24 protein-coding genes are annotated in these 26,366 nt (G+C 72.9%); 6 read left to right on the plus strand and 18 right to left on the minus strand.

The genetic code is table 11. The features are described 5' to 3' along the window. Positions 1–28: 28 nt before the first annotated feature. Both ACIP98_RS14180 and ACIP98_RS14185 read right to left on the minus strand, forming a co-directional pair. Positions 29–538 (minus strand): hypothetical protein, encoded by a 510-nt coding sequence (locus tag ACIP98_RS14180; protein WP_401975888.1) that lies wholly within the window; start codon positions 536–538, stop codon positions 29–31. A gap of 442 nt (positions 539–980) precedes the next feature. After that, a complete protein-coding gene (locus tag ACIP98_RS14185; protein WP_319657851.1) occupies positions 981–2,402 on the minus strand; it encodes a PLP-dependent aminotransferase family protein in 1,422 nt (473 codons plus the stop codon). Positions 2,403–2,473: 71 nt separating this feature from the next. Here ACIP98_RS14185 and ACIP98_RS14190 point away from each other — a divergent pair, with 71 nt between their 5' ends. From ACIP98_RS14190 to ACIP98_RS14200, 3 genes are all read left to right on the plus strand, one after another. Continuing rightward, entirely contained in the window at positions 2,474–2,974 is a 501-nt protein-coding gene (locus tag ACIP98_RS14190) for a carboxymuconolactone decarboxylase family protein (protein WP_319657634.1), read from the plus strand. 68 nt (positions 2,975–3,042) lie between these two features. After that, positions 3,043–3,915 (plus strand): MIP/aquaporin family protein, encoded by an 873-nt coding sequence (locus ACIP98_RS14195; protein WP_401975891.1) that lies wholly within the window; start codon positions 3,043–3,045, stop codon positions 3,913–3,915. A 145-nt stretch (positions 3,916–4,060) separates the two neighbouring features. After that, a complete protein-coding gene (locus tag ACIP98_RS14200) occupies positions 4,061–4,933 on the plus strand; it encodes an NAD-dependent epimerase/dehydratase family protein (RefSeq protein ID WP_401975893.1) in 873 nt (290 codons plus the stop codon). A gap of 22 nt (positions 4,934–4,955) precedes the next feature. On the opposite strand, the gene ACIP98_RS14205 is transcribed toward ACIP98_RS14200, so the two are convergent. The 14 genes from ACIP98_RS14205 to ACIP98_RS14270 form a co-directional block, all read right to left on the minus strand. Next, positions 4,956–5,273, minus strand: coding sequence for a 4-hydroxyphenylacetate 3-hydroxylase C-terminal domain-containing protein (locus tag ACIP98_RS14205; protein WP_401975976.1), 318 nt, complete (start codon positions 5,271–5,273; stop codon positions 4,956–4,958). Beyond that, complete coding sequence (locus ACIP98_RS14210; protein WP_319657631.1) at positions 5,186–6,430, minus strand: glycosyltransferase; 1,245 nt, start codon at positions 6,428–6,430, stop codon at positions 5,186–5,188. The genes ACIP98_RS14205 and ACIP98_RS14210 overlap by 88 nt, the downstream gene beginning before the upstream one ends. A gap of 71 nt (positions 6,431–6,501) precedes the next feature. Continuing rightward, positions 6,502–7,122 (minus strand): HAD-IIIA family hydrolase, encoded by a 621-nt coding sequence (locus ACIP98_RS14215; protein ID WP_401975895.1) that lies wholly within the window; start codon positions 7,120–7,122, stop codon positions 6,502–6,504. Between the two features lie 236 nt (positions 7,123–7,358). Then, entirely contained in the window at positions 7,359–7,751 is a 393-nt protein-coding gene (locus ACIP98_RS14220) for a hemerythrin domain-containing protein (RefSeq protein ID WP_319657630.1), read from the minus strand. Positions 7,752–7,834: 83 nt separating this feature from the next. Further along, positions 7,835–8,173 carry an STAS domain-containing protein gene (locus ACIP98_RS14225; protein ID WP_319657629.1) on the minus strand — a complete coding sequence of 113 codons (339 nt, stop codon included), beginning with the start codon at positions 8,171–8,173 and terminating at the stop codon, positions 7,835–7,837. Positions 8,174–8,589: 416 nt separating this feature from the next. Next, the gene (locus tag ACIP98_RS14230) at positions 8,590–8,964 is read right to left on the minus strand and encodes a hypothetical protein (RefSeq protein ID WP_319657628.1); all 375 of its coding nucleotides are present in this window, start codon (positions 8,962–8,964) and stop codon (positions 8,590–8,592) included. Between the two features lie 173 nt (positions 8,965–9,137). Further along, positions 9,138–11,243 (minus strand): SpoIIE family protein phosphatase, encoded by a 2,106-nt coding sequence (locus ACIP98_RS14235; RefSeq protein WP_401975898.1) that lies wholly within the window; start codon positions 11,241–11,243, stop codon positions 9,138–9,140. Between the two features lie 222 nt (positions 11,244–11,465). After that, complete coding sequence (locus ACIP98_RS14240) at positions 11,466–11,942, minus strand: ATP-binding protein (RefSeq protein WP_319657626.1); 477 nt, start codon at positions 11,940–11,942, stop codon at positions 11,466–11,468. Between the two features lie 153 nt (positions 11,943–12,095). Next, entirely contained in the window at positions 12,096–12,602 is a 507-nt protein-coding gene (locus tag ACIP98_RS14245; RefSeq protein ID WP_319657625.1) for a hypothetical protein, read from the minus strand. A 95-nt stretch (positions 12,603–12,697) separates the two neighbouring features. Further along, positions 12,698–13,603 (minus strand): DMT family transporter, encoded by a 906-nt coding sequence (locus ACIP98_RS14250; protein WP_401975900.1) that lies wholly within the window; start codon positions 13,601–13,603, stop codon positions 12,698–12,700. A 128-nt stretch (positions 13,604–13,731) separates the two neighbouring features. Then, positions 13,732–14,949, minus strand: coding sequence for a glucose-1-phosphate adenylyltransferase (glgC, locus tag ACIP98_RS14255; RefSeq protein WP_401975901.1), 1,218 nt, complete (start codon positions 14,947–14,949; stop codon positions 13,732–13,734). A 53-nt stretch (positions 14,950–15,002) separates the two neighbouring features. After that, a complete protein-coding gene (glgA, locus tag ACIP98_RS14260) occupies positions 15,003–16,169 on the minus strand; it encodes a glycogen synthase (RefSeq protein WP_319657622.1) in 1,167 nt (388 codons plus the stop codon). 168 nt (positions 16,170–16,337) lie between these two features. Then, positions 16,338–16,796 (minus strand): hypothetical protein, encoded by a 459-nt coding sequence (locus ACIP98_RS14265; protein WP_401975903.1) that lies wholly within the window; start codon positions 16,794–16,796, stop codon positions 16,338–16,340. A 109-nt stretch (positions 16,797–16,905) separates the two neighbouring features. Next, positions 16,906–17,916: a MerR family transcriptional regulator gene (locus tag ACIP98_RS14270; RefSeq protein WP_401975904.1), complete on the minus strand. Its 1,011-nt coding sequence runs from the start codon at positions 17,914–17,916 to the stop codon at positions 16,906–16,908. 254 nt (positions 17,917–18,170) lie between these two features. Between ACIP98_RS14270 and ACIP98_RS14275 the strand changes: the two genes are divergently transcribed. Then, on the plus strand, positions 18,171–19,808 hold the full coding sequence (locus tag ACIP98_RS14275) for a carboxylesterase/lipase family protein (protein WP_401975907.1): 1,638 nt from the start codon (positions 18,171–18,173) through the stop codon (positions 19,806–19,808). Positions 19,809–19,975: 167 nt separating this feature from the next. On the opposite strand, the gene ACIP98_RS14280 is transcribed toward ACIP98_RS14275, so the two are convergent. Together ACIP98_RS14280 and ACIP98_RS14285 are read right to left on the minus strand one after the other, a co-directional pair. Then, positions 19,976–20,647, minus strand: coding sequence for a 1,4-alpha-glucan branching protein (locus ACIP98_RS14280; protein ID WP_401975909.1), 672 nt, complete (start codon positions 20,645–20,647; stop codon positions 19,976–19,978). Between the two features lie 83 nt (positions 20,648–20,730). Further along, positions 20,731–21,297 (minus strand): DJ-1/PfpI/YhbO family deglycase/protease, encoded by a 567-nt coding sequence (locus ACIP98_RS14285; RefSeq protein ID WP_319657849.1) that lies wholly within the window; start codon positions 21,295–21,297, stop codon positions 20,731–20,733. A gap of 342 nt (positions 21,298–21,639) precedes the next feature. On the opposite strand from ACIP98_RS14285, the gene ACIP98_RS14290 reads away from it, so the two are divergent. Both ACIP98_RS14290 and ACIP98_RS14295 read left to right on the plus strand, forming a co-directional pair. Further along, positions 21,640–22,110, plus strand: a complete 471-nt coding sequence (locus tag ACIP98_RS14290; RefSeq protein ID WP_319657617.1) for an SPW repeat protein — start codon at positions 21,640–21,642, stop codon at positions 22,108–22,110. A gap of 256 nt (positions 22,111–22,366) precedes the next feature. After that, positions 22,367–26,362 (plus strand): HAMP domain-containing protein, encoded by a 3,996-nt coding sequence (locus ACIP98_RS14295; RefSeq protein ID WP_401975912.1) that lies wholly within the window; start codon positions 22,367–22,369, stop codon positions 26,360–26,362. The last annotated feature ends 4 nt before the right edge of the window (positions 26,363–26,366 follow it).

Below are 26,366 nucleotides of genomic sequence, written 5' to 3' on the forward strand. Positions count from 1 at the left end.
CGGTCGAGGAGGGTGCGCGTCGGTCCCGTCACACGTCACGGCACGCGTCCGCACGGAAGGCGTCCATCGACACGGTCGCGTAGCCGTCCCGGCCGGTACCCGGCCCCTCGCCTTTCAGGTAGCGGACCTGGCCGGGTTCGAGGCGTGCGAGCTGCGCCGCGGTGAAGGTCACCTCGAACGTCATCGCGGAGTGGTTGTCGGTCCACCCGCGCAGGGTGTACGTGTGGTGCGGGTCGAGGGCGGCCAGGGGCGTGCCGGCCCGCCAGCCCCTGCCGCCGGTCCTCAGTGACCAGACGCTGAATCCCGTGGCCGGCTTGCGACGGCTCCATGAGCCGATTTCGTCCGCTTCGTCGGCGTCCACGTCGTAGAGCGAAGCGCCGTCGATGTGATCGTGGCAGACGAGCATCACCCCGACCGGCGTCCCGTCCTCGGCCACCGTGATGCCCGTGACCCCGACGCCCAGCGGGGAGCAGCCGGTCAACGCCGCGAGCACGGCGATGCCGAACCCTCCCAGGAAGACACACCACTTCCGCGTCATCGCGCCCCCGTCCCGACGCCGAACCCGGTTTGGACCCCGGACCACTTCAGCGTGCCCACCCCGGGGTCCCCGCGGAACGGGAACGGCGGAATCGAAGGCATTTCGCAACCAGGCCAGGCGCGGCGCGGACGTCCGCCGGCCCGGGGCGGGCGGGGCTGCCCCCGGGCGTCGGCGACGACCCCGTCCCGAGCCGGCCGGCGGGCGTCCGGGGCGCGCCCTGCCCGCAACGGCTCGCGGCTGTGACGTGGCGCCAGGATCCGGACCTGTCAGGCCCTTCCCAGAACCAGGATGTTCACCGACGTGCGCAACGGGGCCGGTCGAGGCCTCCCGGGGCAGCCGCTGCCATCCGCGGCCCAGGGGCGCCACGACGCTCCCACGGCTCGTCCGGCACAGCCGCTCAGCAGCCCGTGTCGCGGTCGACGGCCTGCCCGGCCGGATCAGATCATCTCTGAGGCAGCACCGCGCAGAGCGCGTCCAGCGCACCCGCCCACGCGCTCTCCGGAGGCGCCGCGTAGTTGACGACCAGTCCGTCCCGCGCGGGCGACCGCACCGGCGAATCGGCGACCTCGTAGCGGAACTCCGTCAGCCCGCTGACCGCCAGGCCCTGCCGCGCCGCGGCCTGGACGACCGGACGCTCCGTCCCGCGAGGGAGTTCGAGGACCGCCTGCAACCCGGCGGCCATGCCCGTCACGCGGACGGCCGGGGCCCTGCGCGCCAGCGCCGCGACCAACTGGTCGCGACGGCGCCGGTAGAGCAGCCGCATGGCGCGCACATGGCGGTCGTAGGCGCCCGAGGAGATGAACTCGGCGAACGTCAGCTGCTCCAGCGCGCTCGACATGTAGTCGCCGTACCCCTTGGCCGTGACGATCTCCGGGACCAGCCCCGCCGGCAGCACCATCCAGCCGATCCGCACCCCCGGCGCCAGGGACTTGCTCGCCGAGCCGAAGTACACGACCCGCTCGGGATCGAGGCCCTGGAGGGCGCCGACCGGCTGACGGTCGTACCGGAACTCCCCGTCGTAGTCGTCCTCCAGGATCAGCCCGCCGGTGGCCCGCGCCCAGTCGACGGCCGCCGTGCGCCGGTCCGGGCGCAGGGCGACTCCCGTCGGGTACTGGTGCGCCGGTGTCATCAGCACCGCGCCGACGCCGCGCAGGCCCGCCAAGTCGTCCGTGCGCGCGCCGTGTTCGTCGACGCACAGCGGCGGGGTGCGCAGTCCGGCGTCGGTCAGCAGATCGCGATAGAGGTCGAGACCGTACGCCTCGACGGCCACCGCCGACACCCCTCGGGTCCGGAGCGCCCGCGCCATCAGCATCAGGCCGTGATGGAAGCCGGAACAGATGACGATTCGCTCCGGCTCGGCGTACACGCCGCGGGCCCGCGCCAGATAGTCCGCCAGGGCGGTCCGCAGCTCCACCCGGCCGCGGGCGTCGCCGTAGCCGAGGGCGTCGTAGGGCGCCGCGGACAGCGCACGGCGGGCCGCGGCGAGCCACTGCGCACGGGGAAAGTCCGCCAGGTTCGGGGCCCCGGGCAGCAGGCCGTACCGGGGACGGGCACGTGGTCGGGCCCGGCTCGGCGTCGCGCCGGCGGCGGGGGGCTGCTCGGGCCGGTCGGCCACCCGGGTCCCGGAGCCCTGCCGGGCGGTCAGCCAGCCCTCGGCGACCAGCTCGGCGTACGCCTCGGTCACCGTGTTGCGGGAGACGCCGAGGTCCGCGGCGAGCGAGCGCGATGCCGGCAACCGGCTTCCGGGCGCCAGCCGCCCCGTGCGGACGGCCTCCCGCAGAGCGTCCGCCAGCCCGGCGCGCAGTCCGGGTCCGCGCAGCTCCAGGTGCAGGTCCGCACCGACCGCGGAAGGCGTCTCGGCCATGGAATTGGTCCGGTGATCCGTCATGGAAATGGACCGTACTCCAGTACCACTGCGTACGTAGCGTGGCAGGTATGACAACGACCGACGCACACACGACCGACGCACGTCTTCCCGAGCACGCACCCCGCATGGACTGGGCGAAGCTGGCCCCCGAGGCCTACAAGGCCATGATCCGTCTCGACACCGCCGCGCGGCAGGGCGTCGAGCCGGCCCTGCTCAACCTGGTCAAGATCCGCGCGTCCCAGGTCAACCACTGCGCCTTCTGCCTGGACATGCACAGCAAGGACGCGCTCGCGGCCGGCGAGTCGGCGGAGCGCGTCATCCAGCTCGACGCGTGGAGGGAGTCGAAGCACTTCTACACGGCGAAGGAGGTCGCCGCGCTCGAGCTGACCGAGGCGATCACCGTGCTCACCGACGGGTCCGTCCCGGACGAGGTGTACGCCAGGGCCGCGAACGCCTTCGACGAGACCGAGCTGGCGCGCCTCATCGTCGCGATCACCACGATCAACGCGTGGAACCGCTTCGGGGTCTCCACCCGGCTGGTCCCCGGTCACTACACGCCCGGCGTCTGAGACCCGGTGATCCGGGCGGAGGCGGGGACGGCGACCGGCCCCCTCCGCCCGGCCGACCCCAGGAGACCATGGTGACCACACCGACCACACCGACCACACCGACCACACCGACCACACCGACCACACCGACCACTGCCTGTGTCCCGCCCCGCCGGCTGCCCCTGGCGCGGGCCGCCGACGAGTTCGCGCTCACCACCGCCCTGCTGTTCCTCGCGGTGACCGTCGTCCGGTGGCTGCGCGATCCGGGCTCGGCCCTGTACATCGCCGACCTGGACGTCGCGCTCGCCGTGATCGGCGCCGTCAGCGGGATCATCCTCACCGGACTGATCCTCAGCCCGCCCGGCCGGCGCAGCGGGGGACACACCAATCCGGCGGTGACGGTCGCGCTGTGGTTGATGGACGCGTTCCCCGGGCGCGGCGTCCTGCCCTACGCGCTCGCCCAGCTCGCCGGCTCCGCGGTGGGGACCGGCCTCGCGCGCCTGGTCTGGGGGCGTGCGGTGTCGTTCCCCTCGGTCGCCCACGCCGCGATCAGGCCCGCCCCGGCGTGGCACCCGGCGGAGGTCTTCCTCGCCGAGGCGGGCAGCATGGCCGTCCTGATCCTCGTCGTCGGATTCTTCATGGCCCGTCCCAGCCGTGTCCGCGCGGTGCCCTGTGCCATCGGACTGTCCGTCGCGCTGGTGATCGCCCTGCTCGGTCCCCGCAGCGGGGGCTCGATCAACCCCGCCCGCCAGTTCGGCCCCGCCGCACTCTCCGGGCAGACCACCGATCTGTGGATCTACCTGGTGGCGCCGGTGCTCGGAGCGGCACTCGGGGCCCGGGTCCACCGCCTGTTCGTCCGGCGGCTCCGCACGCGCCGGCCGGCCGGCCCGCCCGGCCCGGCGGGGACCCCGTCAGAGACGCTCGCGGCCGAGGTGCCGCACGACCCGCTCGTCCGGCAGTGACAACAGGCCGCGCCACGCGGCCGGCACGGTCGCGTGTCCGTAGCGTCATTAAGACCAGTTTGGAGAGGTTTGTACCATGTCCTGCTACCCTCGCCCCTGTCCGTCACAAGGCGGACTCCCTCGACGCGCGAAGGACTGATCCGCCATGCATGTCTTCGTCGCGGGTGCCACCGGCGCGGTGGGCCGGCTGCTCGTACCGCTGCTGCTGGACGCGGGGCACCAGGTCACCGGGATCTCCCGCACGCCGGAAGGAGCCGAGCGCGTACGGCGCCAAGGCGCGTCGGCCGTTCGGGCCGATGTGTTCGACCGGGACGGCCTGATGGAGGTCGTCTCGGCGGCCGCACCCGACGTGGTGGTCCATCAGCTCACCGACCTGTCCGGCGCGGACGGGGAGGCGACCAATCGGCTCCGCCGGGAGGGCACGCGCCATCTGGTGGACGCGGCCAGGGCCGCGGGCGTCACGAGGATGGTGGCCCAGTCGATCTCCTGGGCCTACGAGCCCGGAGAGGGACCGGTCGACGAGTCCGTGCCGCTCGACATCGGGGCGGCGCAGCCGCGCGGAGCGCTGGTCGACGGGCTGCGGGCACTGGAGGACACGGCGGCCGAGATGGACACGGCGGTAGTGCTGCGGTACGGCGTCCTGTACGGCCCCGGTACCTGGTACGCGCCGGGAGGCGCCGTCGCCGCGGCCCTGTCCGGCGACCCGTCCGCGCGGTTCCTGGGGAGCATCGAGGCCGATCTGTCGGTGAGTTCGTTCCTCCACGTCGCCGATGCCGCGCGGGCCGCCGTCGCCGCTCTCGGATGGCCGGCCGGGCCGGTCAACATCGTGGACGACGAGCCCGCGCAGGCCCGCGAGTGGCTGCCGGTCCTGGCCACCGCCCTCGGCGTGCCCGCGCCGAAGGCCGGTTCCGGGCGGGAGGGCTGGGCGCGGGGCGCCTCCAACCGGCTGGCCCGCGCCCGTGGGTGGCGGCCGGAGTACGCGACATGGCGCACCGGCTTCGCGGCTCAGGACGCCTGACCGCGCGCCCGGTGCCCGGGGATCAGGCGCCACCGACGGCGTCCCGCAGCAGCTTCATGTCCTTGGCTCGGTTCCTGGCGCCGCGGCCCTTAGAGCCGTGCAGGTAGCGGTCGAGGCGGGTGCGGACGCCGGGGTTCCCGAACTCGGCCGCCTGCGAGGCGAGGTGGATCGGTCCGCTGCCGAGTGGCGGCCCCCCACGGACAGAGCGCCCGCTCTGTCCGTGCGGGGACCGGTGGTGCCGGTCCCCGCCGTTCAGACGAGGGTCACGGCCAGTGCCACCTCGTCGGGGACCAGGACGCCCTGGTAGACCTGCTCGGTCATCGCCGCCACGCGGGGCCAGGCGAAGCGGGTCAGCGCGCGGCGGCGCCCGTTGATCCCGCAGACCCTGCGGGTGCCGGGGGCGGCGAGCAGCCCGCCGACCGCGTGGGCGAGGGCGGCGTGGGAGTGCGGCGCGACCAGGCGCCCCGTACCGGGGTCGGCCACCGTGTCCAGGTGCCCGCCCACCGCGCTGGCCACCACGGGCCTGCCGCAGGCCATGGCCTCCAACGGCACACTGCCGAACGGCTCGTAGTCGGCGGGAGCCACCACGACGTCCGCGCTGCGGATCAGCGGTGCCACCGCGGCACCGGGCACCGCTCCGGTGAACCGGACGCGGTCGGCGACTCCCATGTCCCGCGCGAGGTCGAGCAGTCGGCGCACTTCCGGGTCGTCCCCGAGGCGGCTCGCCGCCGGACCGCCCACGACGACGAGTTCCGTGTCGGGCAGCCGGGTCAGCGCGGCGACCGAGACCGCGATGCCCTTGCGCGGTGCCATCGCGCCCACCTGGAGCAGCCGGTACGGTGCCGGGCCGCGCTGCGCGGCGAGGCCGAGCGGGGTGAACCGCTCGGTGTCCACGCCCCGGGGGACGACGCTGATCTTGTGTGCCGGAACGCCCATCAGCGCCAGTTCCCCGACCTCGTCACGGCAGACGGCGATCACCCGGTCGCAGGCCAGGGCCACTTCGGTCTCCCGGACGACGCGGTCGGCCGGACGGCCGCCGAACGTCGCCTCGTACCGCCGGGTGACCGTGCCGAGTACGTGGAAGGTGTGCACCAGCGGAATCCCCAGGAGACCGGCGGCACGCAGGGAGGCCAGACCCGTCATCCAGAAGTGCGTGTGCACGATGTCCGGTTGCCGGATGCGCCAGACCCGCGTCAGGTGCCGCCCGAACTCCGGCATGTGGGGCAGCAGTTCCTCGTCCGTCAGTGGGCACGCCGGCCCGGCGGCCACGTGGTGGACCTCCACGCCTTCGCACAGCGGTACCACGTCCGGCAGACCGGGTGCGTCGCGCCGGATGTGGACGGTCACCCGGTGGCCCCGTTCGGCCAGCGCGACGGCCAGCCGCACGACGTGGACATGGGGTCCGTCGCCGTCCGGTCCGCCCGGCGGTGTCAGGGGGCTCGCGTGCTCGGAGACGAGCGCGATCGCCATGGAGTCGGCTGTGCTGCGGCGGCTCATCGGCGCACCTCCCGTCGTCGGGCGCCCCCGGTCGTGCGGGAAGCGTTCGGGCCCGTGGTGTCCGGACGGGCTCACCGCGCGGGCTCCGGCAGCACCAGGCGAACCGCCTCCAGCAGGTCGGAGGCGAGGACCTCGGCCTCCCGGACCTCCTCGGGCAGGGTGACCGGGGTGGGGACCAGCACCGCGCTCGCGCCGGCGGCGCGGGCGGCGGCGGTGTCGGCGCCGATGTCGCCGATGACCGCGGCCTGCGTGGGGGCCACGCCGAGCCAGTCGCATGCGGCGAGCACCAGACCCGGCGCGGGCTTGCGGCAGTCGCAGACCTCGTCCCAGTGCGGGCAGACCGCCCACAGCGCGAACGGTCCGAGCAGATCCTCCACCCGCCGCTGCACCGCGACGACCTGACGCCACGTCAGCACGCCGCGCCCCACCCCGGACTGGTCGCTCACCACGCCCACCGGTATCCCCTGGGCGCGTACGGCCTCCACGGCCTCCCGGGCGGACGGCATGGGGACCACCCGGGCCGGGTCGCCGTTGTAGGGAACGTCCACGACGAGCGTGCCGTCACGGTCGAAGAGCACCGCCTGCGGGAAGCCCATGGGCGGTTCCGCGGGCACGACCCCGGGGAACAGCCACGGCCCCGGACAGGGGAGCGGCGGTCCCTGGGTGTTCCACGGGCCGAAGCGGCTGGTCACGGGCGGACCGTCCGCGGACGGGGAGGGGCGAGACCATCGGCGCCCGGCGCGACGGGAGCGTGGTCGCCGGGGAACGGGGAAGGGCGTGTCATTCGATCTCCTCCCGTCGGGCGGATACCGGTCACACGTGGCGGAAGCCTCTCCACACGATCCGGTCCGTCCCGCCCGGGGGCACCTCCGCGTACGCCGATCGGGTGAACGTCATCGGCGGTGGCCCCGGGCAGCGGCTCCGCGCCTCAGGACCGCCCGCGACCGGTGACGAAGTCGCGGACGCGGTCCACGAGGCCGAGGCCGGGGTCCAGGATTCTGTCGGCCGGAGCAGTGTCCGGAGCGCGCGGGTGCGGACGCGCCGGCGCGACATGCTCGGCCCGGCGGACCTTCTCACCGAGCGCGAACAGCCCATCGGGGGTGCACGCCTGCGCGAGGGCGGGGAACAACCGCTGCTCCTCCTCCCGCACGTGCTCGGTGACATCGGCGATCGGCTTCCGCGTGAGGTGGTCGAAGCGGGGGCTGCCGACCTCGGCGTTCTCCCGTTTCTCGAGGTCGCGCTCCATCTCCGCGTGCTCCTGGATCTCCTTGTCGTCCGGCGTGTGCCCGCCGGGCACGTGCTCGCGGACGGCCGGGTACACGGCCGATGATCCGTACACGGACGGCTGCCCGGTCCTGGAGAGCGCACGCCCCGGCCCTGGGATCGCGGCAGCCGGAGGGAGGTCTAGCGCGTCGCGGTGGGAGCGGGCAGGGGCGGGGGGTCGACCTCGACGACGTCCTGCAGGCCGACGAGGGTCACGACGCGGCGCGGTTGGCCCTGGACGCCGTGGAGGGCCAGGTGGACGCCCTCGGGCGCGAGCCGGTGCCGCAGACGGAGGACGAGGTTGACGCCGGAGGAGTCCATGAAGGTCAGTCCGGCCAGATCCAGGACGACGGACGTGCAGCCGTCGAGGTCGAGTGCTTCGTTGACGCGCGAGCAGTTGTCGATGTCCATCTCGCCGGTCAGGCTGAGGGTGAGGCGATCGGCGTGACGCTCGGGTGCCACGGTCAGGGCAGTGGTCATGGTTCCTGCTCCTTCGGGGAGCCGGAGCCCATCGCGGCATCTGTCGGGGTCGACTGCCGCCATCCGCGCGCATACCTGCGCACGCGGAGTCCAGTAAGTGGCCCGTACCTTTCCGCCGGCCGCGGGGCGGCCGGGAGGACGGCGCGGAACGTGTACCAAACCAGGCTGATGTCCACTCACCGTCCCACAACGGGAACGCGCAGGCCAGGGCCGCGATCCTCGGGAACCGCCGGCCCCACGCCCGGGGACGGCCCGCCCGCACACCCCCCGCCTGCGGGTTCACCGGCAGTAGGGGGCGCCGGACGTCGCGCCTGCTCCGGCCAATGGGCACATGTCCCGCACGTTCCCCCCACGCCGTGCCCGCAACTCGGGTCGGTCGGCCGGCGACGGACTCCGGGATCCCGGTGCGCGGACCGTCAGGCGCGCCGTATCCCGCCCCGCATCCCGTACGGCTGACGCGACGCACGCGGCCGCGCCCACCGGCGCCACCAGGCGGTGGCAGGCCACGCCGCGGAGAGCAGGGTGGCCCCCCACGCGACGGCGAAGGCCCACAGGAGCGGACCGTCCTTGGTCATCGCGGCCGCCAGGAGCAGGGCGAGACTGCACCCGCCCAGGAAGGACACGAGAAGAGCGCGCGGCCAGCGGGCGAAGCGCGCCGCCGCGTCCCGCCGCAGGCTGTACGGCCGCATCGTCCGCAGCCGCCGGGCGAGTGCGCGGTCGCGCCGCAGCAGGCCCTCGATCCCGTTCAGTGCACGGACTTCCTCGACGCTGAGCGCGCAGTCCTCCCGCATCGACGCCTCCACGGCGGGTGCAACGGGGTCCGGGCCGTCCGGCCACCCGGCTCGCTCCTACCCCGGGACCGCCCGGTGAACGGGCCGGCGGCGCGATTGACCGGATCACGCCGTCAGCGGGCCGCCCCGTGCCCCGTTTCCCGGCCCCGGTCGTCCGGCCCGCGGCGCCGTCCTCAGCCCGTCTGCGTCGCGGTCAGCAGGCGGGGCCGGGAGCGCGCGATGAGCAGGGCGACGTCGTCGCGGCACCCGGGCAGGCGCAGTGCGGTCAGCAGACGGTCGCAGGTCTCCTCCACCGAGCGGTCCTGGGCGTGCAGGAGGTCGACCAGCACGGCGAGGCGTTCGTCGATGGGCTGGTCGCGCGTCTCGACGAGCCCGTCGGTGTACAGGACGAGCGCGTCGCCGAGGCCCAGACGGACCACGGTGTTCTGGAACGGCACACCACCCACGCCCAGGGGAGTGCCGGTCGGCAGGTCGAGGAGTTCGGGCCGTTCGCCGCCGCGTACGACGATCGGCGGGAGGTGGCCGGCGTTGGCGACGCGGCACTCGCCGCGATCCGGGTCGTAGACCACCAGGACACAGGTGGCGATGGAGTGGTCGGCGTGGTCCCGACCCTGGATGATCTTGTCCAACTCGCCCAGGATCTGCGCCGGTTCGAGGTTGAGGGCGGCGAGGGTCGAGGCCGCGGTCCGGAGCCTGCCCATCGTCGTGGCCGCCGGGACCCCGCTGCCCATGACGTCCCCCACGACAAGGACCGCCTTCCCGTCGTCCAGCGCGATGACGTCGTACCAGTCCCCGCCGACCTCACTGCTGGACTGCGCCGGACGGTAGCGGGCGGCGACTTCCAGACAGGGGTGGCAGGGGCGCAGCTGCGGGAGGAGGCTGCGCTGCAGGGTCTCCGCGGTGCTGCGCAGGCGCTGGTGCAGGCGGGCGTTGTCGATGCACACCGCGGCGCGGGAGGCCAGCTCCCAGGCGACGGTCACGTCGTCCTCGTCGAAGGGCTGGGGGTCGCGCGCCCGGCCGAGCCCGAGGACTCCGAGGATGCGGCCGCGGGCGATGAGCGGCACCGCCATCGCGGTGTGCACCCCGGCCTCGGCGAGGTCCGCCGCCGCGTCCGCGTCGCGGGCGATGCGCAGCAGGTCCGGGGTACCGGCGTGCGCGATCAACTGCGGACGGCCGGTGCGCACACAGAGTGCCGCCAGGTGGCCGGGCGGATACGCCACGACGACCTCCGGTCCGGTGGCCACCCGCGCCGCCCGCGTGGGGTGGGTGGTCTTGCAGGCCAGGGCCCGGAAGACGGCGGTGTCCTCCGCGGGCTCGGTGCCGTCCTCCTCCAGCACGTCGTCGAGGACGTCCACCGCGGCCATGTCGGCCGGTTCCGGTACGACGACGTCCGCCAGTTCCCGCGCGGTCCGCTCCACGTCCAGGGAGGTACCGAGACGGGCCGAGCCGTCCGCGATCAGGGCCAGGCGCCGGCGGGCCCGGTCCGCCTCCAGTGAGGCGCTGTGCCGGTCGGTGACGTCGACCACGGAGCACGCCACGCCCAGCACGACTCCGTTCTGGTCCTCCAGCCGGTAGAACGAGACCGCCCAGGCGTGGTCGCTGTCCGGGTCCGCGGCGGTGCGGCCGACGACGTACCGGTCGACGACGGGGACGCCGGTGCCCAGGACCTCCCACAGCGTCTCCTCCGCCTGGCGGAACTCGGGCCGCGGCAGCACCTCGCGGAACGGGCGGCCGATGTGGTCGTCCTCCGGGAGGCCGTGCATCCGGGCCAGCGCCGGGTTCACGGACAGGTACCGCAGGTTGGTGTCCATGACCGCCAGGCCGATCGGCGACTGCGCGACCAATTGGTAGGCCAGTGCCAGGCCCCGCTCCATCGTCTGCAGCCGCGACCGGTCGGTGGCCAGCCCGAGCGCGTGACAGCCGCCGAGGCTGTCCGTCAGCCGTACGTTGCGGAACTCCACCAGGCGCGTGCGGCCGTCCTTGCACCGGATCGGGAAGGCGCCGGCCCAGCTCCTGCCGGTCGTCATCACGTCGTCGAACAGCCGGATCGCCGCATCCAGGTGCGCGGAGTCCACGAGCAGCACGGCGGCGTACTGGCCGACGGCCTCATCCGCCGGGTAGCCGAACAGCTCCTCGGCCTGCGGGCTCCACATGTCGATGCGGCCGTCGGCATCCAGCAGGACGGCCGCGACACCGAGGATGTCCATCAGCCCGCTCGGCCCCGGCGCCATGCCCTCGGGCCGGCCCGCGTCGAGTGGCTGGTGATCCACTTCGCTCATCGCGGGCTCTCCTTTCACCCCCACCCGGAGCGGTGGCCGCAGGCCGCAGTCAGCAGTCATCCGGCGGCCGCCCGCCGCCCCGCGGGGATGCGCCCCGATCCGGGGTGCGCGGCGGCGTACCTGCCGATGACCTCTCCGGCTCGCCTACCCGCGGGCCGTCCGGCTGAGTCATTTACGCGCCGGAGGCGTTCCGTCCCCGGTGGGCGCCGAGCCCCCCGGTCCTCAGGCGGGGTGGCGGCCCGCCACGTCGCCGTCAGGGTCGTCGGCCAGGACGACGCGGGCGGTGATGCGCTTGCCGACCGGCTGCCGGTGGACCTCGAAGCTCTGGCAGACGGCCATGATGATCTCCAGGCCGTGCTGGCCGACCCGGTCGGCGTCCGCGGCCCGGGCCACCGGAAGCGTCGTGTCGCTGTCCCACACGGTGACCTCCACCGTGCCGTCGCTGATCTGCAGTGTCAGCAGGCACGGCCCGGGGGCGTACTTGCGGGCGTTGGTCACCAGCTCGCTGACCACCAGTTGCACCGTGACCATCACCCGGTCCGAGACCGGCAGACCGTGCACCGCCTGCACATCGGCGAGGAAGTCGCGCGCGAGGTCGCGGGCCTCGGCGATCTGCTCGCTGCCCTCGTATGCGGCGGTCACCGCAATCGGTCGCGTGTCCGGATACGTCCGGTCCCCACCTCGTACAGCCTCGTACATCCAGTCCGCCTTGCCTTCGTGCCGCTTCCACACCTGCTTCGATGCGTGTGCCCCCGACAGGGCAGGATCACACCTCGCGATGTCCGGTGCCGTTCCGGGACCCGCCCGGCGGTCACCTGCCCTGGTCACGGCTGGTTCACGGACGGTCAGGTCTCAGCGGGTCCGGGTCCGGGCCACGGGCCGGTCGCCGGTGCGCGCCGTGTCCGCCGCGTCCGCCGCGGCGCGCCGGGCCACGGCCTTGCCGCGCCGGAAGAGGGCCATGCTGGCGAGGCCGAGGATCATGAGGGCGACGCCGGTCACGATCTGGCTCAGATACGCGAGCCCGGCTCCCGAGTCCTCGCCGAAGTACCCGAACGCGAAGGGTGCGGCGACCAGGCAGGCGCCGCAGAAGACGGTCAGGATGTCGCTGGCCTCGCTGCGTGTCCTCGTCACGCGCGAGCAGCCGTTGAGGATCACGACGGTGGCGAAGACCAGATCCACCATGCGCGCGCCGTTGGCGATGGGTGTGTTGGGGTAGGCCAGGGGCCAGCCCGCCGCGAAGAGCCATCCGCCGATCAGCAGCAGTGGCACGGTGAGCAGCGAGTCGCGGATGTCGATCATCGATGCGTCGTAGTGCGGCTCCACCAGGGGCCGGACCGGGGGACGGTTCGCCACGGACATGGTGCTCCCTCCTGCGCGCCGCCCGGGGGCGACCGGCGGGGGTATGGGCGTCTGTCCCATTTTCGTGCACCGTGACCGGAACGTCCTGTCGGCTGTCAGCGGGCGCCCGCGCTGTCCTCCGCGCCGTCCGCCGCCTCCGGTCCGACGAGCGTGTGGATGAGCGGGACGCGGACGAGGACCAGCGCGCCGCACACCACGAGCAGCGCGCCGAGCAGCATCGGCACGATGTACCAGCCGCCCCGCAGCCGTTCCTCGAAGACGGTGACGCCCAGCGCGAGGCTTACCGTCGCGTCCCCGAGGGTGAGCGCGGGCTGCGAGGCGACCAGGGGCCCCGACTGCATGGCGTTCTCCAGCAGGAAGACCGCGGCGACGCCGACCAGGGCGAAGCCGTAGGTCTGCCAGGCGGTGAAGAACGCCGCGGCGCCGTCGTCGTTCCAGGCCTGCGTTGCGTCCTTCAGCAACCCCGCGGTCAGCGCGTAGCAGATGGCCGCGCCGGCCCCGAAACAGCCGGCGCGCACCCGCCCCGCCGGACGGCGGACGGCGACCGCGATGAGGAGCAGGACGGCGGCGGCGCAGGCCGGCAGGGCCGCGGCCCACAGGGCCGCATGCGGCCTGTTCACCCCGCCGCTGGGCGACGCGGCCCACAGCCCCATGCCCAGCCCGACGACCATGCAGCCGACGGCGGTCCACCCGCGCGGCGGCAGCCGCCGGTGCAGTACGACTCCGGCGAGGAACAGCGCGAACGGCAGTTCCAGGACGAAGAGCGGCTGGACAAGGGTCAGCTCGCCGTTGAGCAGGGCCAGCGCCTGGAAGGCGGCCGCGGCGATCACCCCACCGAAGCCGACGAGCCACACGGGCTTGCGCAGCAGTTCCCCGATGAGGGCGAGCCGCAGCCCCTCCGAGAGCGGCACCGTACGGGCGGCGTAGCGCTGCAGTACGGTGGCCAGCGCGTTGCTGAGCGCCGCGAGGAGGGCGAACAGCACGGCAAGGATGGTCTGCACCGGGGGATCTCCTTTGCCTCACCTCCCACGTTGATCCCAAACTAATCGGTGACGTTCGTTCGGCACGCGCGCGACGCGTCGGCCGCCGCACGCGGATCCGGGCACGGCCGGATCCGGCCGGAGCACGGTCAGAACACGCGCTGGCCCTTGCCGAGGGCGATGATGCCGTTGGCCGAGGCGTGGTAGAGCTCGCGGTCCCGGTCGGGGTTGACACCGATGGTGGCCCCCGGCGGGACGGTGATGTTCTTGTCCAGGATGGCCCGGCGCACGACCGCGCCGCGGCCTATGCGGACGTTGTCGTGCAGGACCGACCCCTGCACGACGGCGCCCTCCTCGACCACGACGCCCGGCGACAGCACGGACTGGGTGACCTGGCCGGAGATGATGCAGCCTGGGCTGACCATGGACTCACTGGCGATGCCCCCGGCCACGAACTTGGCGGGCGGCAGGCGCAGGGAGTGCGTGTACAGCGGCCACTGGTCGTTGTAGAGGTTGAAGACCGGGTTGATCGAGATCAGGTCCAGATGGGAGTCGTAGTAGGCGTCCAGGGTCCCGACGTCCCGCCAGTAGCCGTGGTCGCGGGCCGTCTCGCCGGGGACGTGGTTGTCGTCGAAGTCGTAGACCTGGACCTGGCCCTTCCCGGTGAGCAGGGGAATGATGCTGCCGCCCATGTCGTGGACCGAGTCGTCGTCCTCGGCGTCCTGGTGGAGGGCGTCCAGCAGCACCTTCGTGGTGAAGACGTAGTTGCCCATGGAGGCGTAGACGTGGTCGGGGTCGCCCGGCAGGCCGGGCGGGTCGGCCGGCTTCTCCAGGAACGCCTCGACGCGGATACCATCCGCGGCCGGGGTGATGATGCCGAAGGACGACGCCTGGTCGCGCGGGACGCGTATCCCCGCGACGGTGGCGCCGGCGCCGTTCTCGATGTGCTGGCGCAGCATCTGACGTGGATCCATCCGGTACACGTGGTCGGCGCCGAACACGACGATGTAGTCCGGCTGCTCGTCGTACACGAGGTTCAGCGACTGGAAGATGGCGTCCGCGCTGCCGAGGAACCACCGCGGGCCCAGGCGCTGCTGCGCCGGGACCGGGGTGACGTAGTTGCCCAGCAGATTGGACATCCGCCAGGTGGTGGTGATGTGCCGGTCCAGGGAGTGCGACTTGTACTGCGTCAGCACGCAGATGCGCATGATGTCGCCGTTGACGAGATTGGACAGGACGAAGTCCACCAGCCGGTAGGCACCGCCGAAGGGCACGGCCGGTTTGGCGCGGTCGGCGGTGAGCGGCATGAGCCGCTTCCCCTCCCCGCCCGCGAGAACGATTCCGAGCACTGAAGGTCCGCCGCGCATCGCTTCCCCCTACCCCTGGTCCGTCGCTGTTCCCGGGTCCTTCGCGCAACCGCTCACCCGAGAGTCCGCTCGTACACGTCCACTGTGCGGCGGGCCACCGCGTCCCACCCGAACTCGGCCACCGCGCGCTCCCGGCCCGCCGCACCCATGCGGGCGGCCGTTGCGGGGTCGCCCACAACGGCGTTGACGGCGGCCGCCAGGCCCTCCTCGAAGGCGGCCGGGTCCTTCTCCTCGTACGGCACGAGTACCCCGGTGACGCCGTCCCTCACCACCTCGGGGATGCCGCCGACGGCCGAGGCGACGACCGCGGTGCCGCACGCCATCGCCTCCAGGTTGACGATGCCCAGCGGCTCGTACACCGACGGGCACACGAACACCGCCGCGTGGGTGAGGAGTTGCACCACTTCCGGGCGGGGCAGCATGCCGGGGATCCAGATCACGCCGCTGCGCGCCTGACCCAGTTGTTCCACCAGGTCGCGGAACTCCGCGTCGATCGCGGGTGTGTCCGGGGCCCCTGCGGCCAGGACGAGCTGGATGTCGGGGTGCAGACGGCGGGCGGCGCGCAGCAGATGGGGGACGCCCTTCTGCCGGGTGATCCGCCCGACGAACAGGGCGTAGGGGCGGCCGGGGTCGATGCCCTGCGCGTGCAGGACGGAGTCGTCCGGGTCGGGCCGGTACAGCCGCGTGTCGATGCCGTTGTGCACCACGTGCACGCGGGACGGGTCCAGGTCCGGGTAGGACTCGAGGATGTCGGCGCGCATGCCGTGCGAGACGGCGACGACGGCGTCGGCCGCCTCGATCGCGGTGCGTTCCGCCCAGCCGGACAGGGCGTAGCCGCCGCCCAGTTGCTCGGCCTTCCAGGGGCGCAGGGGTTCGAGCGAGTGGGCGGTCATCACGTGGGGGATGCCGTGCAGGAGCTTGCCCAGATGGCCGCCGAGATTGGCGTACCAGGTGTGCGAGTGGACCAGGTCGCGCCCCGTGAGGGCGGCGGCCATGGACAGGTCGACCGACAGGCTCCGCAGCGCCTCGTTGGCCCCGGTGAGGCCGCCGTCCGCGGCGTGCCGGAACACCCCTGCCGGGTCGTCCGCCTCCGCACCGGCCCAGCAGTGGACCTGAAGATCCGTCAGGGCCCGTAGCTCACGGGCGAGGAACTCGACATGGACGCCGGCACCGCCGTAGACGTCCGGCGGGTATTCACGAGTGAGCAGGGCCACCTTCACGGGCGCCTCCCAATTGCGTCGCCGTGTCGGGACATCCCTGCCCCGCGGAACGTCGTTCGACCCGCATTGTGCGCCGCCGCCGTCGATCTGTGGAGGGGCCGCACCCACTTCGGCCGCCGTGCGGCCCGCCGTCGTCCGCGGAAACCGTGCCGGACCGCCGGCCGCGGATCACAGGTCCACGGTCGTGCCCCGTCCCTCGCGGCGCGCCACGGCGTGGACGACGTCGGCCGCCGCGACGTCGAGGGCGGCGTGGCCGGTGGACTTGAGGACGGTCAGGCCGGCACTGTCGCCGCGCCCGGGGTGGCCGCCGGACAGGACGGAGCCGAGCAGGACCACGGGGCGGCCGGGCGGGAGGTGCCGCAACTCGTGGGCGCCGGCCGGGGGAGGGGAGGCGGCGGCGGGCCGCTCGGCGAAGGGCGTCCCCTCCCGCACGGTGTCGGCGTCGAGCTCCGGGCCGTGGGAGCCGCCGACGGAGCTGACGTGCGTGCCGGGCGCGAGCCGCGCGCGGCGCACGACCGGGCCGGTGGCAGCGGTGCAGCAGAACACGACGTCGGTTGACCTCTCGCACAGCGGCAGACGCACCTGCCTGGAGGCGGCCGAGGTCTCCCGCCGTCCGGTCTCGGTCACCCGCGTCGGATGCCGCGCGCTCGCCGACCTCCCGGCGGGGTGGGCCGACACTCTGGCCGGCGTGGGAGGCGTAGGTTCGGTGGGAACCAGGTGGGATCGGCTCCTGTGGTCACGGCGTGACGCGCCAAGGGTGCCGTTCAGTACCGTGTTCCTCGGTTTCCGTGCCGTTCGCGGCTTTTCCGGCGGCCGGGCCGGCCGAGGCCGAACGCGCACCGTCGGCGATCGAGATCGACAGCCCCTCGGTCAGCCACCTGTGAGCCACCGTCATGTTCAGCACCCGCCCGCCGGTGACGGTGCCGACCAGAGCCCAGTAGCGTTCCAGGCGGGGGTCGAAGCCCGACGACCTCGACACCAGCCCGTGCAGGTGTGCGCGGAAGGCGGGGGTGTCCGACTCCCGCCGGGCTCGCGCGTGGGCGGACACGAAGGCGTTCACCGCATCCCCGGCGCCGGGCGGCAGGCCCTCGGCCAAAGCGGCGGCCGTCGCGGCGGCGGCCTCGTCGATCTCCCCGTAGAAGGCCGGGCCGTCCCTCATCTCTTCGTCGTGGTCCTGGGTCCAGCGGGTGAAACTGGGTGTGGAGATGAGCAGATGAAGCTCGGCGTAGGCCAGGACCGTCGCGGGATCGGGGTCCTGCGGCGGGTCCGGGCAGAGCATGGCGATCATGATGTCGAGCCGTCGCTTGGGCATGGCCGCGGACAGCTCGCGATACCAGTGGTCGGTGAGGGTGCGATGCGCCTGCGGGAGCCGCTGCACGCGGGAGAGGATCTCCAGACGCCGGAGCCGTTCCTCGCTCGGGGCCTCGTCCAGGGACTTGAGTGTGGCCTGGCGCCACCGCAGTTCGGTCAGTCGCTCCTGCACCGCTTCGAGCTCGGTTGCCACCAGTTCGCCGAGGGAGCGCTCACCGGTGACCACCCGCGTGATGGTCGCGATCGGAGTGTCCAGCGCCCGTAAGCGTCTGATGAGACGGATCCGTTCCCACGCCTCAGGACCGTACCGCCGATGACCACCGGCGCTACGGCCGGCCACGGGCAGCAGACCGCTGTCGGAGTAGTAGCGGAGGGTCTTCACCGGGACCCCCGTTCCGGCCGCGAGCTCACCGATGCTCCACGTGTCCTGCGTCACAGGCTCTTGAACCTCCAGTGCACGGGAGGTCCTAGCGTACAGATCGCCGGCCACGCCGGTCCGCGCCGTTTTCCCCACTGCTCAGGCCTCGTTGCGGCCTGCCCGACCTGCCTGGTGCGTCCTCGGCCGACGGTTCCGTCGGTTCCGTCGGTCCCGTCCGATCCCGTCCGATCCCGTACGACCACGAAGGGTGGACACGTATGTCCCCGACCATGACAGCACCGCGTCCAGGCCGAAGAGACAAGCTCCGTGCGGTGCTCTTTCCCCTGCTCTGCGCGGTGGCACTCCTCGCGGGCACCGCCGTGCCGGCGACCGGCGCACCACCCCGTTCCCAGCACTCCGCGGGGCCGAGCGGCACCGTCGTACGGACCGACCACGGCCTGGTACGCGGGGTGTCGCACGGCTCGCACACCACCTTCGACGGAGTTCCCTACGCCGCGCCGCCGACCGGACCCCTGCGTTGGCACGCCCCGGTGGCCGCCGCCACGTGGCACGGTGTCCGGGACGCGACGACGGCGGCCCAACGCTGTGTGCAGATGCCGGCACGAGGTGCGGGCGGGGTTCTCGGGTCCGAGGACTGCCTCTACCTCAACGTCACGGTGCCGACGGCAGAGCCGGCCGGGCAGAAGCGGCCCGTGCTGGTATGGATGCACGGCGGTGCGTTCCTGGGCGGTTCCGGCAGCGACTACGACACCGCACAACTGGCGGTCCGGGGCGACACGGTCGTCGTCACGGTCAACTACCGGTTGGGGATCTTCGGTTACTTCGGCCACCCCGGGTTGGGCTCCGCCCCACCGTTCGGCCTGGCGGACCAGCAGGCCGCCCTGCGCTGGGTGCAGGCGAACGCCGAGCGCTTCGGCGGCGATCCGGGCAGGGTCACGCTGTTCGGTGAGTCCGCGGGCGCCCTCGGCATCTGTGCGCACCTCACTTCGCCGACGGCCGCCGGACTCTTCCAGCGGGCTGTACTCCAGAGCGGTTCCTGCCTGATGTCCTTCCCACGCGGCGCTCTCGGACCCGGGACACCGGCGTACGAGCCGTTTGCCTCACAGCGCGATGTCCAGACGGCGGGTGCGGAAGCCGCACGGCGACTGGGCTGCTCAGCGGGTGGCGGGGACGAGGCGCTGGCGTGCCTGCGGGCACAGGGCACGGACCGCCTCGCCACGGCGCAGCTGATGCAGGCCTTCAACCGGCCCGCCTTCGGTAACAGGCTGCTGCCCGTGGCGCCGGACAGGGCGTTGGTGTCGGGACGCTTCCACCGAGTGCCGGTCATGCAGGGCACCAACCATGACGAGATGCGGATGTTCGTCGGCCTGTCGCTCGCCGCGTTCCCGATCCGCACCGAGAGCGACTACCGAGCCCGTCTGGTGGACGCCTTCGGGCTTGCGGCCCCGGCCGTCGAGGCGGAGTATCCGCTCGCACAGCACCCCACACCCGCACTTGCCTGGGCCGCGGTGCTGACCGATCGATCCCTCACCTGCACCACACTGGCCGCCGGCCGGGCCATCGCCGCTCATGCTCCCGGCCTCCCTCTCTACGGCTATGAGTTCAGCGATCCGGACGCGCCTGTCCTCACCGGTCTGCCGGCGAACCCGGGCTTCCCCTACGGTGCGGCGCACGGCTTCGAGATGCCGTTCCTGTTCTCCTCCTTCCCCACCGAACAACCGCTGACCGGCGCCCAGCGCTCCCTGTCGGACCGGATGGTCGACTACTGGGCGAACTTCGCGCACACCGGCACTCCGGACACCCCCGGCGCCCCGCGCTGGCCTGTCCTGCGCCCTTCGTCACCTCTCGCGCAGTCGGTGCAGTCGTTGGCTCCCGGACCAGGCGGAATCCACCCCGTCGATGCGCATTCCGCCCACCACTGCTCGCTCTGGGACCGCCTGCCCCGGTGAGCCTCCGCGCCCAGCGGACCCGGGCGCCACGGCGCAGAGGCCGATCGGTCCCGTCGGCGACGGCGACGCCCGTCACGCCGGTCCTGACGACGGCGCCGCCGAAGTCGAGGCGGTCACCGAGGCCGACCCCCCAGCCGGCGACCCGGCGGACCTTCCCGGCCGGAGTGTCAGGCGCCCGGCGTCCCGTCGTGGACGGTGACGAAGACGGCGCGCGCCTCGGCGCCGTCGGGCAGCTGCCAGCGGGCGTCGACGTGCCCGAGCCGACCGCCGCCCGGCGCGTCGGTGCCCGCGCCGGGGCGCAGGGCGCGGACCACCCGCAGGACCAGCCGCTCCGCCGGGCCGGAGCCCAGGACGACGTCCGTGGTGCCGTCGGGGCCGTCCGCCACGGTGCCGGAGCCGGGGGCCGGGGCCTGCGCGGGCCCGGTCCAGGAGCGGCCGACGGTGGGATCGGGGGTGTCGCTCACACTCTGCGCCTGCGCCTGTGCCTCACCGCGGACGAAGGCCGCCAACTGGCCCACGAGCACCGGGTCGTGGGTGCCGTCGTACACCCAGCGCGTGCCCAGCACGCCGTGCTCCGTCGTGCCGATCAGGGCGTGTTCGGCCCCGGCCAGAGGGGCCGCGCGGTAGGTGAGGGGCACGTGGTAGGCCGCCGCGTCCGCGTCGGTGACCACCATGAACTCCAGGCCGACCTCGCCCTGGGGGTCGTCCAGACGGAAGCCGCCCGCCTTGGTCAGTTCCGGCCGCCCGCCCGCGCCCGCGTACCACGGCTGCCGGGGGAGCCACTCGGTGAGCAGTTCCAGTTTGGTGGGCGACAGCGTGGTGCGGTGAATCAAGGACATCGCCTGTGAAGCCTTCCCCTCGGCGGACGCGGTGCGCCCATCGTGTCATCCGTGCCGAGGGCCGGAGAGGGACGGTCGCCGGTTCAGCCGCCGGTGAGCGCCTTGTCGACCTCGGTGACGAAGGCGTCGAGGTCGTCCGGCGTGCGGGAGGTGACGAGGGTCCAGCCGCCCGTCCTGTCGCTGACCACCGGCTCGTCCACCCAGGACGCGGCGCCCGCGTTGCCGATGTCGGTCCGCAGGGAGGCGTACGAGGTGAGGGTCTTGCCCCGTACGGCGTCTGCCTCCACCAGCGCCCAGGGACCGTGGCAGATCGCGGCGACGGGCCGGCCGGAGGAGACGAACGACCGGACGATGCCGATCGCGTCCTCGTTCTGGCGGAGCGCGTCGGCGTTGATCGTGCCGCCGGGGATGAGGAGCAGGTCGAAGTCGGTCGGGTCCACCTTGTCGAAGGTGGTGGTCGGCCGCACCGTCCTGCCCGGGTCCTTGTCCCCGACCAGGGTCACGATGGGCTCGTCGGCGGCCGCGGCGATGGCGACGTCGGCGCCTTCGTCGCGCACGTGCTCGGTGGGGACGACGAGTTCGTCCTGCTCCACTCCGTAGTTGGTGGCGATCGCCAGGACGCGGTGACCGCTGAGTGGCTTGTCGGCCATGGTGCTGCCTTTCACGAGTGCCGCGGTGCGGCTGCTGGACAGACGGCGCATGCCCGACCCTCCGTACCGGAAACGTGCATGATGAACCCTTTGCGATGAATGTGCCATTCATTGGCATATGCCGGGCCGCCTCGGGGTGCGGCCGACGGCCGCGCCGTCCGCGCCGTCCGCGCCGGGATCCGTCACCGTGCGTGACCGCGTCCCCGGTGCCTCGTGATCGTTGACCCCCGCTTGGCCGCGCGCCGCCGTGCCCACGCCAATCCGTGTCGATTCGGACGACTCAATTGCCCCAACAGGGGTATTTGATGGTCGAAAAGCCCGAAATGAGCGGAGATGGTTTCGATGGCCTACACGCGACCGAGCATCGAGGAGCACCCGGACCTTCTTGAGCTCCGCGCCGAGTACGAGCGGACGACGGCGACCAACCGGGGGCAGGCGATCGAGGCCATGGGCCTGGTCACAGGCACCTACCTGGCCGCGTCTCCATGGATCGTCGGCTTCAACGGCCTGTCGACGATAGCGGTCGCCAATCTGATCGCCGGTGTCGCGTACGCCATGCTGATGGGCGGCGTGGGGCGGGCGTTCGAGCGCACGCACTCCATGGCGTGGGCGGCGGCGATCATCGGTCTGTGGACGATCATCTCGCCGTGGTGCATCGCGGGAGACGTCGCCACGACTCGTACGATCATCAACAACGTGGTCGTCGGCGTCATCATGCTCGTTCTCGCGCTGGCGGCGGCGACGATGCGCCCCGGCGCAAGCCGCATGCGGCGCGAGATGCCCGACAACCCCACACCGGGCCGGCGCGTCTGAGCGGCACCCCGCGCAACCCCCACCGGCGGTTTTCTGGACCACCGGGACGGGGAACGGCGGAGGGCGGCACCGCTCGTCGGTGCCGCCCTCCGCGTTGTCGCCTCTCTCCGGGACTGACGTAGCACTCGCGCCCTCCCGGCGGTCTACTGGGAAGTGGCCTCGCCGACGTCCGCCCCGCACCGACCGGGCGGGGCGGCGACCTCGAGAGCCACTCATGTGCCACACGCACCCAGCAGGCGACGGGAACGAGGGCGGCATGTCGGTGGAGGAGCCGGAACTGCGGCAATTGCTCGCGGGTCTGACCGCGGTGCGCGACGGCGACTTCGGCACCCGCCTGCCCGGCGGCGGGGACGGCCTGCTGGCCGAGATCGCCACCGTGTTCAACGGCATGGTCGACCAGCTGTCGCTCTTCACCTCCGAGGTGACCCGTGTGGCCCGGGAGGTCGGCACCGAAGGCGCCCTCGGCGGCCAGGCGGACGTGCCCGCCGTGTCGGGGACGTGGGCGGACCTGACGGACTCCGTCAACGCGATGGCCGGCAATCTGACCGCCCAGGTCAGGAACATCGCGCAGGTCACCACCGCGGTCGCCAGGGGCGACCTCTCCCAGAAGATCGACGTCGACGCGCGCGGCGAGATCCTGGAGCTGAAGGAGACCGTCAACACGATGGTCGACCAGCTCTCCTCGTTCGCGGACGAGGTGACGCGGGTGGCCCGGGAGGTCGGGACCGAGGGCAACCTCGGCGGCCAGGCCGACGTACAGGGCGTGTCCGGTACCTGGCGGGACTTGACGGACTCCGTGAACTCCATGGCGGGCAATCTGACCGCCCAGGTCAGGAACATCGCCCAGGTCGCCACCGCGGTCGCCGGGGGCGATCTGTCCCAGAAGATCAGAGTGGACGCGCGGGGCGAGATCCTGGAGCTGAAGGAGACGGTCAACACGATGGTCGACCAGTTGTCGGCCTTCGCGGACGAGGTGACCCGCGTGGCCCGGGAGGTCGGCACCGAGGGCAACCTCGGCGGGCAGGCCACCGTGCGCGGCGTGTCCGGCACGTGGAAGGACCTCACCGACAACGTCAACGTGATGGCCTCCAACCTGACCGGTCAGGTCCGCTCCATCGCCCAGGTGGCCACCGCGGTGGCCCGTGGCGACCTCTCGCAGAAGATCACGGTCGAGGCGAAGGGCGAGGTGGCCGCGCTGGCCGGGGTCATCAACACCATGGTCGACACGCTCTCCGCGTTCGCCGGCGAGGTGACCCGCGTGGCCCGCGAGGTCGGGACCGAGGGCCGGCTCGGCGGCCAGGCCCGCGTGCCCAACGTGGCCGGCACCTGGAAGGACCTCACCGACAACGTCAACTCCATGGCCAACAACCTGACCGGTCAGGTGCGGAACATCGCCCAGGTCACCACCGCGGTCGCGGGCGGCGACCTGTCGCGGAAGATCGATGTCGACGCCCGCGGCGAGATCCTGGAGCTCAAGACCACCATCAACACCATGGTCGACCAGCTCTCCGCCTTCGCCGCGGAGGTCACCCGGGTCGCCCGCGAGGTCGGCAGCGAGGGCCGGCTCGGCGGCCAGGCCGAGGTGGAGGGCGTGTCCGGCACATGGAAGCGCCTCACCGAGAACGTCAACGAACTCGCGGGCAACCTGACCCGGCAGGTCCGGGCGATCGCCGAGGTCGCCAGTGCGGTCGCCGAGGGCGACCTCACCCGCTCGATCACCGTGGACGCCTCCGGGGAGGTCGCGGAGCTCAAGGACAACATCAACGCCATGGTCGGCTCCCTGCGCGAGAGCACCCGCGCCAACCGCGAGCAGGACTGGCTGAAGTCGAACCTGGCCCGTATCTCCGGTCTGCTCCAGGGCCACCGGGAACTGGACGTGGTGGCGGAACTCGTCATGGACGAGCTGACCCCCCTCGTCGACGCCCAGTACGGCGCCTTCTACCTCGCCGAGGAGACCGAGGACGGCACCGTCCTGCGGCTGGTGGGCTCCTACGGACGGCCCGCCGGGTCCCGCGCGGGGGAGCGCTTCGCACGGGGCGAGTCCCTGGTCGGCCAGGTCGCGCGCAGCCGCCGCACGATCGCCGTCGACCAGGTCCCGGCGGGCTACGTCATCTCCTCGGGTCTGGGGGCGGCGACCCCCGCCGGGCTCATCGTGCTGCCGGTCGTGGTCGAGGAGCAGGTGCTCAGCGTGATCGAGCTGGCCTCCTTCTCGGGCTTCACGGCCGTGCACCGCGACTTCCTGGAGCGGCTGAGGGAGACCATCGGCGTCAACGTCAGCACCATCCTGGCCAACGCCCGCACCGACGAACTGCTGGAGGAGTCCCAGCGGCTCGCCGGGGAACTGCGCGCCCGCTCCGAGGAACTGCAGGTGCAGCAGGACGAGTTGCAGCGCTCCAACGCCGAGCTGGAGGAGAAGGCCACGCTCCTGGCCGCCCAGAACCGCGACATCGAGACCAAGAACCTGGAGATCGAGCAGGCGCGCCAGGAACTGGAGACCCGGGCCCGCGAGCTGGACCTCGCCTCGACGTACAAGTCGGAGTTCCTGGCCAACATGAGCCACGAGCTGCGCACGCCGCTCAACAGCCTTCTGGTCCTCGCCCAGTTGCTGGCGCAGAACGCGACCCGCAACCTCACGCCCAAACAGGTCGAGTACGCCGGCATCATCCACTCGGCCGGCTCGGACCTGCTCCAGCTGATCAACGACATCCTCGACCTGTCCAAGATCGAGGCCGGGAAGATGGACGTCAACGTCGAACCGATCCCGCTGCGGCGGATCGTGGAGTACATCGAGGCGACCTTCCGGCCGATGACCACCGATAAGGGACTCGGGTTCGACGTCGTCGCGGGGTCCGGCGTCCCGGGCGAGCTCAGTACCGACGAGGCCCGGCTGCGCCAGGTCCTGCGCAACCTGCTCTCCAACGCGGTCAAGTTCACCGAGGAGGGGCAGGTGCGGCTGCGTGTGGAACAGGCGACGGCCGGTGAACTGCCCCCCGACGTGGACGCCCGGGACGGGGCCATCGCGTTCCGCGTCACGGACACCGGCATCGGCATCGCCGACCGGCAGCTGGAGACGATCTTCGGCGCCTTCCAGCAGGCCGACGGCACCACCAGCCGCAAGTACGGCGGCACCGGCCTCGGGCTGTCCATCAGCCGTGAGATCGCCCATCTGCTGGGCGGCGCCGTCACGGCCCGGAGCACCCTCGGCAGCGGCAGCACCTTCACCCTCTACCTGCCCGTCGCCCGCACGGCGCGCGCCGTGCGGGAACCGGAACCGGAGCCGGCCCTCGGCCGTGCCGCCGCCATGGAGCCCTGCTGCGACGACGGCGCGACCGCCGACGCCACCGGCGGCCCGGTCGAAGAAGCCGCGACGACACGGTTCGGACGCCTGCTCCTGGTGGTCGAGGCGCGCCCCCGCGGTCTGCTGTCGCTGGTCGCCGAGAGCGCCCTCGCCGACCTGGTCACCGGCCCCGGTGCGCCGCGGCCCGAGGAGGCCGTCGGCATCGTCACGGCCGTGGGCGCGCCCGAGGCGGCCGCCGTGCTCAAGGGCCAACCCGCCGGGCTCGTCGAGTGCGTCGTGCTCGACCTCGGACTGCCGCACGGCGAGGCCGCCCGCGTCGTGCGGGACCTGCGGCAGGACGCCGCGCTGGCGTCCGTTCCCGTGCTGGCCTACCGCGCCGGCGCGGGCGACGCCGAGCCGGACGAGGTGGTGCGGGCCCGGGCCGGCGCACAGCGGGTGGAGCTGCTGACCGGTCTGGACGCGCTGCGCGAACGCATCGCCGGGCACCTGGCCGCCCGGCGGCCGCAGGACGCGACGCGCGCGCCCCGGCCGCAGGACTCGCCGCGGCAGGCGGAGAGCGACGAACCCGCCCCGCCCTCCCTGGCCGGGCGGACGGTCCTGGTGGTCGACGACGACGCCCGCAACATGTTCGCCATCACCGGCATCCTGGAACTGCAGGGCATCCACGTCCTGCGCGCGGACAACGGGCGCAGCGGCATCGAGACGCTCCTCGCGCACCCCGAGGTCGACCTCGTGCTGATGGACGTGATGATGCCGGAGATGGACGGCTACGCGGCCACCGCCGCGATCCGCGGCAGGCCCGAGTACGCCGGACTGCCCATCATCGCGGTCACCGCCAAGGCGATGCCGGGCGACCGCGAGAAGAACCTGGCCGCCGGGGCCAGTGACTACGTCACCAAACCCTTCGACGCCGACGACCTGATCGCCCGGGTGCGCTACTGGCTGACCCCATGACACC

It is taken from the genome of Streptomyces sp. NPDC088354, from assembly GCF_044753585.1.
Classification (GTDB): domain Bacteria; phylum Actinomycetota; class Actinomycetes; order Streptomycetales; family Streptomycetaceae; genus Actinacidiphila.